The sequence below is a fragment of the Saprospira grandis str. Lewin genome (genome assembly GCF_000250635.1).
Classification (GTDB): Bacteria; Bacteroidota; Bacteroidia; order Chitinophagales; family Saprospiraceae; genus Saprospira; species Saprospira grandis.
This window is the reverse complement of the sequence record NC_016940.1, coordinates 1,539,487-1,554,254: the sequence shown is the minus strand read 5'-3', so window position 1 is coordinate 1,554,254 and position 14,768 is coordinate 1,539,487. Positions and strand designations below refer to the sequence as shown.

Annotated in this window: 7 protein-coding genes; 3 read left to right on the top strand and 4 right to left on the bottom strand. The window is 47.1% G+C overall.

Annotation, left to right across the window (positions count from 1 at the left end; translation table 11 throughout):
• Positions 1–79: 79 nt before the first annotated feature.
• Positions 80–1,930, bottom strand: coding sequence for a DNA topoisomerase IV subunit B (locus SGRA_RS06845; RefSeq protein ID WP_015691899.1), 1,851 nt, complete (start codon positions 1,928–1,930; stop codon positions 80–82).
• Between the two features lie 710 nt (positions 1,931–2,640).
• On the opposite strand from SGRA_RS06845, the gene SGRA_RS06835 reads away from it, so the two are divergent.
• Together SGRA_RS06835 and SGRA_RS06830 are read left to right on the top strand one after the other, a co-directional pair.
• Positions 2,641–3,432, top strand: coding sequence for a class I SAM-dependent methyltransferase (locus tag SGRA_RS06835; RefSeq protein ID WP_015691896.1), 792 nt, complete (start codon positions 2,641–2,643; stop codon positions 3,430–3,432).
• Positions 3,405–4,145 (top strand): dolichyl-phosphate beta-glucosyltransferase, encoded by a 741-nt coding sequence (locus tag SGRA_RS06830; RefSeq protein WP_015691895.1) that lies wholly within the window; start codon positions 3,405–3,407, stop codon positions 4,143–4,145. The genes SGRA_RS06835 and SGRA_RS06830 overlap by 28 nt, the downstream gene beginning before the upstream one ends.
• A gap of 38 nt (positions 4,146–4,183) precedes the next feature.
• Here SGRA_RS06830 and tsaD read toward each other — a convergent pair whose 3' ends face one another.
• Entirely contained in the window at positions 4,184–5,188 is a 1,005-nt protein-coding gene (tsaD, locus tag SGRA_RS06825; protein WP_041329866.1) for a tRNA (adenosine(37)-N6)-threonylcarbamoyltransferase complex transferase subunit TsaD, read from the bottom strand.
• Between the two features lie 1,432 nt (positions 5,189–6,620).
• Between tsaD and SGRA_RS06815 the strand changes: the two genes are divergently transcribed.
• Complete coding sequence (locus SGRA_RS06815; RefSeq protein ID WP_245538653.1) at positions 6,621–11,678, top strand: translocation/assembly module TamB domain-containing protein; 5,058 nt, start codon at positions 6,621–6,623, stop codon at positions 11,676–11,678.
• A 199-nt stretch (positions 11,679–11,877) separates the two neighbouring features.
• Here SGRA_RS06815 and SGRA_RS06810 read toward each other — a convergent pair whose 3' ends face one another.
• On the bottom strand, positions 11,878–12,528 hold the full coding sequence (locus tag SGRA_RS06810) for a class I SAM-dependent methyltransferase (protein ID WP_015691890.1): 651 nt from the start codon (positions 12,526–12,528) through the stop codon (positions 11,878–11,880).
• On the bottom strand, positions 12,528–14,276 hold the full coding sequence (locus tag SGRA_RS06805; RefSeq protein ID WP_015691889.1) for a DUF4836 family protein: 1,749 nt from the start codon (positions 14,274–14,276) through the stop codon (positions 12,528–12,530). The genes SGRA_RS06810 and SGRA_RS06805 overlap by 1 nt, the downstream gene beginning before the upstream one ends.
• Positions 14,277–14,768: the final 492 nt, after the last annotated feature.

The following is a 14,768-nucleotide window of genomic DNA, read 5'->3' as shown; positions in this document are numbered from 1 at the left end:
CTCTTTTCTCTGAGCGGATACAAATGTAAAGCAGGACCCGCTTTTTTCCAAAAGTTGAACCCGCTTTTTTTCTTCTTTTTTAATTTTCGGCCAAGGCATCTAGCTCCAACCGAAGGTTGTCTATAATAAAACGCTGACGCTGAGGGGTGTTTTTCCCCATATAATAACTAAGCAGCTGCTCCAAATCCGTAGAAGCAGATAAACGCACCGGCTCTAAGCGAATGTCATCCCCAATGAATTGCTTGAATTCATCCGGCGAGATTTCTCCCAATCCCTTAAATCGTGTGACCTCCACATCTCGGCCCAGTTTTTTCATGGCCTCCTGCTTCTCTTCTTCCGAATAACAATAGAAGGTCTTTTTCTTGTTGCGCACCCGAAATAAAGGCGTCTCCAAGATGTATAAATGACCATTAGAAACCAATTCCGGGAAAAATTGCAAGAAAAAGGTCAATAACAATAAACGAATGTGCATCCCATCCACATCAGCATCGGTGGCAATAATGACCTTGTTGTAACGCAGTTCATCCAAACCATCCTCAATGTTTAAGGCATGCTGCAGTAAGTTGAATTCATCATTCTGATAGACCACTTTCTTGGTCAAACGATAACAGTTCAATGGCTTTCCGCGCAAAGAGAATACCGCCTGGGTCTGCACATCCCTAGATTTGGTAATGGACCCACTAGCCGAGTCTCCCTCGGTAATGAAGATCATGCTGTCTTGCGCCCGCTTGTGCTTGCTATTATAATGCGCCCGACAATCCCGCAGCTTTTTGTTGTGCAAACTGGCCTTTTTGGCCTTGCTGTTCGCTAACTTCCGAATGCCAGCAATCTCTTTGCGCTCCCGCTCCGATTGTATGATGCGCTTTTGTAAGGATTTAGCTACCTCCGGATTCTTATGCAGGTAGTTGTCCAGCTTATGCCGCAAAAAATCCGCAACAAAGCTGTTCATAGATGGCCCATCTGGCGCCACATGCGTAGACCCCAATTTGGTCTTGGTCTGCGACTCAAATACTGGCTCCATCACCCGAACCGATACCGCCGCCACAATGGCCGTCCGTATGTCCGTGGCATCATAGCTTTTGCCATAAAAGTCTCGAATGGTCTTGACCAAGGCGCTCCGAAAAGCATTCAAATGCGTCCCCCCCTGTGTGGTGTTCTGCCCATTCACAAAGCTCACGTATTGCTCCCCATAGTTGTTCCCATGAGAAAAAGCAATCTCTATATCATCACCCATCAAATGAACAATTGGATAACGCAGTTTCTCCACATCTACCCGATTACTCAAAAGATCAAATAGACCGTTTTTAGAGTAGTAACGCTGCCCATTCAAATAAATACTCAAACCCCGATTGAGATATACATAATCCCAAATTCGGTCCTCAATGTATTCCAAATTGAATTTATATTGCTTGAAGATATTCCCATCAGGCACAAATTCTACATAAGTGCCATTGGGCTCCTCTGTGGCCTCTTCCCATTCTTTGGTCAGCTCTCCAGTCGAAAATTCCGCAATTTTGGTCCTGCCTTCCCGAAAAGCCTGCACCTTAAAGTAAGAAGATAAGGCGTTTACCGCCTTGGTCCCCACACCATTCAAGCCCACAGATTTCTGAAATACCCGAGAGTCATATTTTCCCCCCGTATTGATCTTCGATACACAATCTACCACTTTACCCAAGGGAATCCCCCGACCGTAATCCCGAATAGAAACCCGACCATCACCCATGACCTTGACCTCAATCTTCTTTCCAGCCCCCATCATGAACTCATCCAAAGAGTTGTCTAAAACCTCCTTGACCAATACATATATACCATCGTCAGGGCTGTTTCCATTCCCCAATTTTCCAATGTACATCCCAGGCCGCATCCGTATGTGCTCTTTCCAATCCAAAGAGCGGATCGCCTGCTCATCATATTTTACTTGTTTTGCCATTTTCGCTTAATTTCCACAAAATTAAAATTCTTCCCCGAGTTTTGCAGGCTTTTTTGCCTTTCCTACTCCAAGATGTTTTGGGGCCTCCCGCAGCAAGCTGCGGGCGCTACGTTCCGCAGCTCGCTGCCCGCTCGGCCCTGCGGCCTGACGGCCTTGGTCTGCGGCTTCGCCGCACTGCTGCACATCGCTAGGCCGTTTGGCCTTCGGCCATTGGGCGGCTTAAAAGTCGCTGAACTAGCCCATCCCTCCCCCAAGCCATTCCCCAAAAGGATAAAGGATCCAAATCGCTAGCAGATCGCGAAGCGAAGCCCTTATTTTCAGTGGGGGAATCCCCACTTTTATCGGCTGAGGGATGGATAGCAGTGGCCCAAAGGGCCAGACCAAAGGCAGGCAAAGCCTGCCTGCAGGGCCGAGCAGACCTGCGAGCTGCGCCACAGCCCGACCCGACCGTAGGGCGGGGCAGCCCCTAAAAATAAAACAAATAATTGTAAGTTTCAACTGTAAGTTAAAACAAAAAGGTATAGCTTTGCTTAAAGCCGCAAAAAGAACCAAGAGTTATATAAAGTTTCTTATCTTAGATTTAGAATTAGCAAATAGCGCTCTGCTCCCCATTTTATGCAAGTCTTAAGGTTTTTTTAAATCCCTATTAGTTAAGTCTTTAAGGATAGCTTATTTGCTTCGTCATTATTTATCTATCAAACTGTCATTTCGTGGATTTAATCGAATCGAAATCAAAGAAGAGTGAACAGCGCCACCCCTGGGAACTGGCCCGTTATGAAGTGATGCGCTCTTTGCTCAAGAAGACCTTTAAGGGCCAAATGCCTAAACAAATTTGGGATGTGGGCTGCGGTGATACCTATTTTGTAGAACGTCTGGCCGGAGAGCTGCCCCAATCAGAACTAAAAGCAATTGATATTGCCTTTACGCCCGAATTGCTGGCCCATTATCGGGCAGAAATGTCGCAACCCAATGTAGAAATCTTTAAGGCCGTAGACGATATTCAAGGCGTACAACAGGTGGACCTCATTTACCTGATGGATGTGATCGAACATATTGAGGATGACCTGGGCTTTCTGCAGTGGCTCCAAAGTTTTCCCGCCATCAATGAGAAAACCTATTTCTTTATTACGGTCCCCGCTTTCCAATCGCTCTTTTGCTCGCACGACCGATATTTACTGCATTACCGCAGATACGATAACCAAAGTTTGCGCGAAACAGTAGAAAAAGTAGGCCTAGAGGTACATGATATTGGCTACTTTTTTAGCTCTCTGCTCTTGCCCCGCCAATTGCAGGTCTGGAAGGAGAATAAACAAGCCCAAAAAGGCGAATTGGAAGATACGACCGGCCTGGTCGAATGGTCTGCAGGCAATTTTAAAACCCAACTGATTAAGAATGTCTTGCTAGCCGATTACCGCTTTGGCCAGTTTTTTAAAAGTATGGGCCTTAAACTACCTGGCCTCTCAAATTATGTAATATGCTCTCCCAAAGCTGCCTCATTGTAGTCCCATGTTACAACGAGGCCGAACGCCTGGCCTTGGATGAGTTTCGAGCTGCTCTGGCCCGCTGGCCTAATCTGCAGTTCCTTTTTGTGAATGATGGAAGCCAAGATGATACTTGGAAGATCCTCTCCGCTTTTGCCCAGGAAGAAGAAGGAGCCCTGGCCCTTGACCTGCCCAAAAATAGCGGAAAAGCCGAGGCGGTCCGACAAGGCATGCTCGAAGCACTGCTGCTCTCTAATGCCCAGTATATTGGCTTTTTTGATGCAGACTTAGCCACGCCTTTATCCGAAATTGAATGCCTGGCCCAAAGCCTAGAACGAAACCCCAACCGATGGATGGCCGCCGGATCTAGGGTGCGCCGATTGGGTAGCCAAATTGAACGAAAACCTATGCGCCATTATCTCGGACGCATTTTCGCTACGGTGGTGTCAATTCTTCTCGGCATCTCGATCTATGATAGCCAATGTGGCGCTAAGTTGTTCCGCCGCCAAGCCGTGGAAACCCTCTTTGAGGACCTGTTCATCTCTGCTTGGTTCTTTGATGTAGAACTCTTTGCCCGCCTGATTACTAAAGGCCCTAAGCTCCCCATCGATGAGCTGGCCTACGAACAACCCCTGAGAAAATGGAAAGAGGTGGGCGGCTCTAAAATTAAAGCGACGACCTTTCTGAAAGCCCCCTGGGAGCTTTTCCGAATCTATAGACACTATTTTAAATAGGAAAAGGCTGTTGGATACATTCCAACAGCCTTTTGTTTTTAGTAGCTCCAACGAGCCAAAGGAACAGTATCCTGCTGTACAAAATCGCCCGCCAAATACTGATAATAGGCAGTGATCCCAATCATGCCCGCATTATCGGTGCAGTACTGAAAGTCGGGAATATAAGTGGCCCAACCCATTTTTTGCCCCGCCTCGGCTAAAGCTTGCCGCAAGGCAGAATTGGCCGAGACGCCCCCGGCTATTGCCACTTCTTTGATGCCAGTCTGCTTGACCGCCTTCTTCAATTTATTCATCAAGATGCTCACAATCCGCTGCTGAACCGAAGCCACTAGGTTGATTTGCTCTTCTTCCAAAAACTGAGGGTTTTCTCTGAGCTTTTTCTGAATGAACTGCAAAACATTGGTCTTTAGTCCACTAAAGCTAAAGTTTAGGCCCTCTACCCGAGGCTCTGTAAACTGATAAATGGCCCGCCCTTCCTTGGCCAATTGGTCAATTTTGGGCCCTGCAGGATAACCCAAACCCAGTATTTTCCCAATCTTATCAAAGGCTTCTCCGGCCGCATCATCTATGCTTTCGCCCAAAATGTTCATGCTTAAAGGCGCCCGAACTTCTACAATCTGAGTATGCCCACCCGATACGGTCAAGCATAAAAAGGGAAATTTAGGCTGGGGGGCATCAATCAAATGGGCCATCACATGGGCCTGCACATGGTTTACGGCAATCAAGGGAATGTCTAGGGCCAATGCCAACCCCTTGGCAAAAGATACCCCCACCAAAAGGGCCCCCATCAGCCCAGGCCCCCGAGTAAAAGCCACCGCCGATAGCTGCTCCTGAACAATACCCGCCTCTTTCAATGCCGCCTGTACGACGGGCACAATATGCGCCTGATGCGCCCTAGAGGCCAATTCGGGCACCACCCCTCCATAAGCCTCATGCACGCTTTGGCTGGCTCTACAATTGGAGAGTACTTTGGGGCCCTGCATGACCGCCGCGGCCGTATCATCGCAAGAAGATTCTATAGCTAATATATAAGGTAGTGACATGCTCGCTTTGTTTTGTGATCTGTCCGCAAAATTAAGAACTTTAAAGGAATCTGTAGCGCTTTTTTGATTTTTTGGGGCCTCCGCTGCGGCTTCGCCTTGCGGCGCTACGTTTCGCAGCTCGCTATTCGCTCGGCCCTGCGGCGGCTTTGCCGCCTTGGTCTGGCGCTTTGCGCCACTGCTGCACATCGCTAGGCCTTTGGCCTTCGGCCAAGGCGGCTTCGCCGCCTGCTATATGTAGTCTGCAGCTTAAAAGCCGCAGCCAGATAAGTACCCAATAAGCTAGCGCTTTAGCTTCCCATGGCCTGCAGCTTAAAAGCCGCAGGACCTGAAAACCGAAGGGCTTCGCCCATCTCCAATGAAGCAGGGGCTTTTAAGCTCCTGCGGCGAGAAATATCAAGGCCCCTTGGATTGGCTGCGGCCTTTAGGCTGCAGGATATTTGGCCCAAAAATACAGCCGCCTTCCATATTTAGCTCCTAAGCGCCTATCCCTAAACTGTAGTAGGGTTGGTCCAGAAAAAAAAGATAGGACATTATAGATACGCCCGGAGGAGTTTGTAAACTGCAAATTAGCTCTGGCGCCACGCCAGAGGTGTTTTGCAACTGCAGATTAGCTCTGGCGCCACGCCAGAGGCGTTTTGCAAATGCAGATTAGCTCCGGCGCCACGCCAGAGGCGTTTTGCAAATGCAGATTAGCTCCGGCGCCACGCCAGAGGCGTTTTGCAACTGCAGATTAGCTCTGGCGTCACGCCAGAGACGTTTTGCAACTGCAGATTAGCGCTGGCGTCACGCCAGAGACGTTTTGCAACTGCAAATTAGCTCTGGCGCCAGGCCCAAGGCATTTTGCAACTGCAGATTAGTTCTGAACAACTGTTTCTCCCCATTCTGCAACTGCAAATAAACAAAATGCGGCTGTTTTAGCTGTATTTGCATCATCCGCAGGGGGCTAAACTAGCGTTTAGCTGCTGCCTTGGAGCAAGAAGGGCCTAAAGCAATTCCCCAGAGGCATCAAGCAGGAATTTGCCCCTAAAGGGCTCAAGGATTTTACAAAAGGCTTTTCTCAGAGCAGAAAAGGGCCGAAGGCCCGCGGCTGAGGGATGGATAGGGGGGCGGCGAAGCCGCAGACCCAGCTTTTGAGCGCAGCGAAAAAGCGCAGGGCCGAGCGAACAGCGAGCCCCGACACAGCCCGACCCGCCCAAAGGGCGGGGCAGCCCCTAAAAAAAAATAAAAAAAACTTAAGAAGCGAGAACAAACTATGCCCTAGGGAATTCGTCTACGTATAAAAGGTAGTCAAGCAGAGATTAAGGCCCTGTCTTTTAAAAGGAGATCCTTATATTTGCATAAAATTTAGTTAGCCATCGCAAAATCCCAGAGGAATCCCGATACTCCGCAGGTACAGCCCTCCCCGGTAGCCGTAGCGCCAGCTTGGCGTTCTTTGCTAAGAAAGCTGTGGACACTAGGCAGTCGTCTAGTGAATGGGACCGTCATCTTGGTATTTTTGTTTTGGATGTTATTTAAGATTCCGGCGGTACAAAATGCTTTGGCCGATTGGATGGCGGATTACCTATCGGAGGAATTGGATTGTCGGGTAGAGATTGGGACCGTAGACATACAGCTATTTAATGAGGCGCACTTTGAGGATTTTTATGTAGAGGACCAGCATGGCGACACCCTGTTGTTTGCGCATCGTTTGGATGCTTATTTGGATCTTTCGGCCTTGGTGCGTCGGCGATTGATTGTGGAGGAAGTGCATTTGGCCAAGGGGCAATTTTATTATCATCGGCCCAAAGGGGAGCGGCAATATAATTTGCAGTTCATTCTATATTATTTGGCGGGCAACAAAAAGAAGAAAAACAAAAAGCGCAAGCCGCCAATTGCCTTAGATATTCGGAAAGTGCAGTTAGACAGCATAGACTTTCATATGCTAGATGAGATAGCAGGCAGTTCGGTTAAGGTATTTGCGCCTAATGGGCGCTTGTATGCCCAGAACAGTGATTTGATTACTCAGCTAGTAGATTGCGATTCTTTGTTCTTGGATTCGGCCAAAGTGGCCATACGGATTTTTGAGGGCAGTCCCATGCCAGCCGATCCCAACCCCAATGACAGCTCTACCTATGTGCAGCCCAAATGGACCGTATATGCGGACAAGCTGCGGTTCAATCATTTTGAGTTTAGCTTATTAAATGAGCGGCTTGGGGCTCGGCCAGAGTTGCCCTTAGACTTTTCTGATTTGCAGATTGATCCAGCCAACTTCTTTTTAGATGATTTGAGTTTGCGCAATGACAGTTTGCAGGCGCAGGTCTTGCAATTATCGGCCAAAGAAGCCCGAGGGTTTCAGCTAGATAGTTTGCGGGGGGAGCTGATGGTTTGTCCGACAGGCTCGCATTTAAAAAACTTTAAACTACAGACCCCGAATTCGGTATTGGGGCATGAGTTAATCTTCCATTACCCAGAATTTCCTGCCTTTTATGACTTTGTGCATCAGGTAGACATGCGGGCCAAGGGGCGGAATGCCGTGGTTTTGTTTCGGGATGTCATGACCTTTGCGCCTAGCTTATATAAGATCCCATTATTTGAGCAAAACAAAGGGCGTTGGATTAGGGGAGATTTTGATTTTGAGGGGCCAGTAGAACACTTCTTTGTGCGCAATGCCAACTTAGATATAGAGCAAACCCATTTTGAGGGGCAACTAGAATTTAAGCCCTTTGAGCAATACATGCGGATGGAGCCGGCTGATTTGCAAACCCATACCGATGACATCTTCTCTATATTCAGTTTTTTATCCTTGCCTAAGCAAATGCAGGCCTTAGCGGCCATGAGTTTTCAGGGAAGTTATGAAGGGAACTTTAATGGGGCCTTTGTGGCCAATGGGCAGCTCATGAGTAGCTTAGGGCAGCTCAATGCGGCCCTGAAAATGGACCTGTCTGCAGGTTTGGAGCGAGCGAGCTATGATGGCGAACTACAGTTTAAGAACTTCAATTTGGGGAGTTTGATTGGGATTCCCAAGCTCACAGCCTTGGATGCAGATTTTGATTTGGAGGGCAAGGGGACCAGCTTAAATAGCATGGATGCCAAGATCCATAAGGCCAATATCAATCGGATGGTTTATAATGAGTACCCCTATGACACCATCCGTTTAGAGGGGATGCTAGAGCCCTATGCTTTTGCGGGACTTTTGGCCTCTCAGGACCCCAACTTTGATTTGGACCTCTATTGCTCGGCTAATTTGAAAGACAGTTTGCCTAAAATTGAACTCTTTGGGCAGATTCAGCTCATTGACTTTTACAAAACCAAATTGCTCAAGGATACCTTTCGTTTGGGCATAGAGCGGATTAAGATACAGACAGAGGGGAACAAGTTAGACAACTTTTCTGGAGACATTAGTCTGGAAGACATTGGTATAGATAGAAGCTGGGGGCAATACTATTTGCCAGAAATCAAGCTGCAAGCAGGCGATAGCCTGCTGCTGGGCCAAGATAGTTTGGGCCAAGAAAGAATAGACAGCAGTAGATACCTACGGTTTAGAAGCAACTTTGGGCAAGTCGATCTCTTAGGCAACTATGATGAGGTCAATCTGCCTAAATCCCTTTATGCCTTTGTGCAAAGCAACTACCCCAACTATCTGCGCAACTTCAATTTGGCAAAGGCCAAAGACTCCATGGCCCTGCAAGAACTAAGAGACAGCATGACAGTAGACAGCAGTCTGTTTAGCTTACCCGATCAGGAAGTGCATCTAAGCGTATGGGTCAATGACAGCAACCACCTCCTACAGCTCTTGCATCCAAACCTAGAGGCTTTAGAAGGTTTAAGTTTGCAATTGGACTATGATAGTCCGGCTGATTCTTTTTATCTAAATGGAGAATTGGGGCGTTTTCGTTGGGCTGGTTTTGAGATGCAGGAAAACAGCTTATTTGCTCGGGGGCGAGACAGCAGCTTTGAGATTCAGACAGGCTTACAATACATGCAGCTCAATGATACGGCTAAGTTGCCCACCCCCAAGGTTCGTTTGCGGGGGAAGGGGGACACGATAGACTACAACATTCAACTAAGAGAGGTGGCCAAATTGGCATCTGATGTAGAGTTAAATGGTCGTTTGACCTTTGAGGAAAAAGCCCTGCAATCGAGTTTGAATAACTCGGGTTTGACCTTATTGGACAAAAGCTGGCAGGTAGATGGCAGCAACTACATTCGCTTTGACTTTGGGCAGCAGACCTTAGATGTATCTAATTTAGTATTGCAAGATAGTGCTGCTTATCAACGATTGGCGGTAGAAAGCTATGGCAACAAGGGCCTAAAGGCCAATTTGGCCCATATAGATATAGCTTGGCTATATGATTTGGTCCGCATCAACCTCTTTGATTTGGCGGGGGAGTTAGATGCAGAAATCAGAGTTAAAGATGTCTTTAAGCAAAAGGGCTTATTGGCTGACTTTGACTTTAGGAAATTTCATGTTAATGGAGACAACTGGGAAAACCTGCATCTGCGGATAGGAGCTGATAGCTTGAAAAGTCCATTGACAGGTTATTTAGAGCATGCTGGGCCTTTGGTAGACAGCATCAATGCTGACTTTAGTTTTTTGCCAGCCTTTGCGACAGAAGATGAGGAGAAGAAAAATGACTTAGAAGTAAATTTTGCCCTTAAAAACGCCAAGGGGCGGATCTTAGAGTATTTCATGGCGGGTATTGTAGAAAATACAACGGGCTTGGCCTCTGCGCGGGGGACAATTAAGCAGGAGAAAGGTGATTTGACCTTATCTGGAGTGGCTGATATAGAAGATTTGGCCACCTCTGTCATCTTCTTGAACAGCCGTTATCGGATGCCCAAGGGGCAGCTCTTATTGGGGAATCAGGGCCTATACTTTGCGCCTAGATTAAAGATATTGGGCCGAGATGCCGACTGTGCCAGCTGTTTGCCCATACGGATCAGCGAGGCGGCGGTCTATTATATTTCGGGTGGGGTCCCTATTATTGACCAAGAGGGGAATACCGGTTATTTGGGTGGAGGAATTACGCATCAAAAGCTCAATAAATGGGGGATAGACATGGACATTGTCTTTGACAACAACCTCAGTTTGAATACGGGGCCGGGCAGTGATATGCCTTTTTATGGAAAGGTCTATGGAACGGGGATCGCTAGTTTTTCGGGCTTATTTACCAATATGAGTCTAAAAGTAGAAGCGGCCACCAACAAGGGCCGAAACAATGAGAAGAGTAAACTCTTTTTGCCTTTGATGGACCCGGTAGAAATCACGCAGGCGGTAGACTTCTTGACCTTTGTGGACAAGAAAGCGCAGGCCAATCCCGATTCATTGGAAACGCAGGAGGAAAAGGTAGTGAGGAGTAGTGGAGGAATTGACATAGAGATGGACATACATGCTACGCCTGATGGCATAGCCCGCATCATCATTGATGAAAAGGCGGGAGATATTATTGAGGGTAGGGGAGAGGGCGACCTACAGATCCGTTATAGTCGAACGGGGGAATTGGACCTGCGAGGCTTGTATACGATTACAGCTGGAGACTATTTATTTACCTACAGAAACCTCATCAATAAAAAATTTGAGGTAGAAAAAGGCGGGACCATACGCTGGTCGGGAGATCCTTATAATGCGGATATCAACATGAAGGCCAAGTATAAGCAATCATCTAGGTTGTACAACCTTTTACTGTCTTATCAAGAAGAATTGCAAAATGCGACCATTCGCTCGGCGGCCAACAAGCCTGTAGATGTGCAGGTGAACATGTACATGACCGGCTCTTTGATGAAGCCGGATATTAAATTTGGTTTGGAGCTCAATGAAACGGTAGAGGGGAGAGTGGGGACCTTGGCCAAGCTAGCCTTGCGGGCCATTCAGCAAGATGAAAACAAATTGAATCGTCAGGTTTTTGGGTTGATTGCCCTCAATCAGTTTTTGCCAGAGGAAAACTCTGGGGCCAATGTGAATTTGGCGGCCTCTAGCTTTAATACCTTAAGTGAATTGGTCACGCAGCAGTTTTCGCGGCAGATCAACAGCTTGTTATCGGAGGTGGTGGAGGATGTAGATGTCATTTCTAGCGTAGACTTTGACTTTGATTATCGTTTGCAGGAAAACCAATTGGATAACAACAGCACGGCGGGTTCTCAGCTTAATGTGCAACTGGACCAATACTACTTTAAGGATAAATTGCGGGTGAGCATTGGGACCAATTTGGACTTTAACAATGAAGAAAATTTAAATGGTTCGAGTAGTAATTATATAGGGGGAGATTTTGTGATAGAATACTCGGTGAGTAAGTCGGGCAACCTCAAAGTGCGGGTATATAATAAGAGTGAAACCAGCCTTTTTGGTCCTGTGGTGCGTACGGGAGTGGGCCTATCCTACAACCGAGAATTTGATTCCTTTGAGCAACTATTTCAGGAAATTAAGAGCAACATCCAGAAAAAAACGGCGGCCCGAAAAGCCAAAAGAAAGAAAAAGAAAGCGCAAGAAGATAGAATGCTGGGCCCATCATAGGGCCGAAGCCGACTGCCAAAAGCAGGGCCGCAGGATGAGCGGCCTAGCGATGTGCAAGGGTGGCCGTCAGGCCAGACCGAGCTGGCGAAGCCAGCGAAGGGCCGAGCAGACCTGCGAGCCCTGGAACGTAGCGCCCGCCGCAGGCGGGAGGCCCCCAAAAAGAAAGCCCCAGCTAAAAACTAGCTGAGGCTTTTATCATTTAGTCTTCTTTTTGAAAAAAGAACACCACATAATCAAAAATGGCTTCTCGTTTTAGGCGTTTATGTTCTAAACGGCTGGGCGAAAAGGCCTGAAGGGCCTGCAAATAATGCTGCAATTGATGTTGTTGTGGGTGAAGAATATCGCCGGGCAGGGCCTTGAAAATAGGGTAAAGCCAGGGGTGGCGATGCACATCCGTAGACAGAATCAATTGGCCGCCGGGGGCTAGAGAATCGATTAGATTTTGCAGGCAGCGCTCCCAATTTTGCACATGGTTAATGGCATTGAGGCAAAAGATGCTAGAAAATTGCTCGGGCCGTACAAACTCCTCCAAAGCTTGGTTAATGAACTCCGTATTGGGATAATCATTTGTTTGGAAATGGGGGAGTTTGGCTGCATACTGATTAAAAAGTGGATCGACAGCCGTGATGGCTTTTTCCTCTTGCAGCAGGCAAAAAATACCTGCGGGCCCGGCCCCAGCGTCTAGGATCGGGCCATTAAGGTGCAGGGGAAAATCGGTTTGGAGATCTTGGAGAAAATTGCTCCAATAGTTCCGTTTCCAATTTAGGTAATCTGTAGGTTGTTTTTTGGCCAAATACCCTTGCCACCAGCGGATTTCGGCGGCCTGTGCAATTTTCCAGCGAATACTCATTACATGCCTTTTTGAGTAGAAAGATAGAGCTCATTAACAAAGCGGAAGAAGGTATTTAGGGCATTTTCCTCTTTGTTTTCGAGTTCCCAGGTCATTTCTTGGAGAATATAAGGGGCATTTTGGGGCTTATAGGTATGTACGCTCATATCTTTGAGGCCTTTGGCAAAGCGTTTCATTTCCTTGAGTTCGCGTTCAGAAAACGTATTGGGTTTGAGGCTATTGACGCGATCGACTAGAGCGATAGCATTTTCGGGAGAGAAGAAAATGGTTTGATTATCATTTTTGAGATAAGCCTTGTGCTTGCTGTCCATTTTCTTATACTTCTTGCCATTAATGAGGCGATCTTTATCGCTACCAAAGAGGAGCAGATTGCCATCTAGGACCAAATAGAACTTAGGGCTTTGGGGCAGGCTAATTTCGTACTTATTGCTTTTGATTTTAGTGGCAAAGCCTAGAATCTCTACAATCTCGATCAGGTTGAGGATATCTTTTTTGTTGCCATAAGAAGCGCCCACTACAAAATTGGGGAGGGGTTCTTCTACTTCCCGCTCTACCATTTCATAGTTGTCATTTTCTTCGTTATAGACATAATCCTTATCGACATACTTTTGCATAGATAGGCCATTAAAGGCAATAAAAAGGTCGCCTTTTAGAAAATTGAAGCTGGCTTTTTCATCAATAAAGATTTCCATAAACTTGAACAGGCGATCGACGATATCACTTTGGGGGCCGGCTTTTTTCTGGGCCAGTTTCTTGAGGCCTTCATAAGTACCTTCTGGGCTAAAATGCGTATAGGTATAAAAAACGGTATTTTGGCCATCGAGGTAATTGAGCACCTTCGTATTGGCCTTACTATTGGCAATATCGCTATAGAGGTTAATATAATCCTGATTGCCATAAAACTTAGATTCGGCGACAATTTTCCCTTTTTCTAGAGAGAGGTCCATTCCCGCATAGAGATCGCCATACATACTGAGCATCAGAGGCATAATTTCTCGCATAAACATAGCGGCTTCTCGACCCAGTTCTCGGTTGAGGCCTTCAGCGCCTTGGGCATACAGCCGCATAAAGCGCTCATAATTGAGCCAAGCGCCCATATCACGGACCGTTGCCTCCCAGTCATTATATACCTTGAGGTTATTTAGGCTCTCTTGGCTATCCATATTGATACACTTCTGAAACATATTAAACTGCTTCATGTAGTTTATCTCTTGGCTTTCGGGAGCAAAGAAATTTTCGGGAGTAGAGGCAAAAACAAACAAGACCTTAGCGTTCCAGGCCAAGCTAAACCCCTGCACTTGCAGCCAGTTGTAGCCATCTTTTTGGCTTTTGTTTTTTAGTTCTTCTTCCTTAAAAAGGGCCTTACAAACGGCCTCAAATTTTTGGGCATCGGCTAGAGGGGCAATTAGTTGCGCCTTGATCTCTGTCCCATAGTCCATGTTAATATCACTATTAAAGAGGAAGTAGCTGTTCTGCTCTAGGTTGATGCCTAGCTTTTGGGGGTTCTGAAAAAGGTCTTTAAAGAAATCGGGTTCATTGGCGCCCATAGCAGGCCCAAAGCCTCTAGAAAACTCCTTGATAGCGGGATATTCCTGCACTTCGCTCCAATTGGCCTTATCGCTTAGGTTTTGGGGGCGCAAAACAAAGGTATACATAGCGTCCTGACTAATATATTGCAGGAGCTCACTGCTCTGTGCCCAACTAATTTGAGCTAGGCAGACAAAGAGAAAAAGGATAGTTTTTTTCATGGGTTGCGATTAAAATAATAATGAAGAATAATTTTTTGTTGGTTTTGGGGCCTCCGCTGCGGCTTCGCCTTGCGGCGGTTACTCCCTTCGGTCGTCGAACTGCGCCCTAAAGGGCTTGTTGTCGTTTATTCCCGTTGGTCATCGAACTGGCGCCTCTTTGAGGCTGGTTGTCGCAGCTCGCTGCTGTTTTGGGGCCTCCGCCTCGCTACGCTCGTCGGCGCTACGTTTCGCAGCTCGCTATTCGCTCGGCCCTGCGGCGGCTTCGCCGCCTTGGTCTGGCGCTTTGCGCCACTGCTGCACATCGCTAGGCCAGGCCAGCGCTGGGCAAAAATACGGAAGAAGAGCGCAAAACTAGCTATATTTGGCAAGAACCCACCTGCTCTTTTCAAATGAGTTTATTAGACTAATTCTAATTGTTCATAAAGCGCTCTTGTTTTCTTGCAGTCTTAAGCTTTTTTTAAGAAATTACAGCCCTAAAATTAGTTCCGCTTA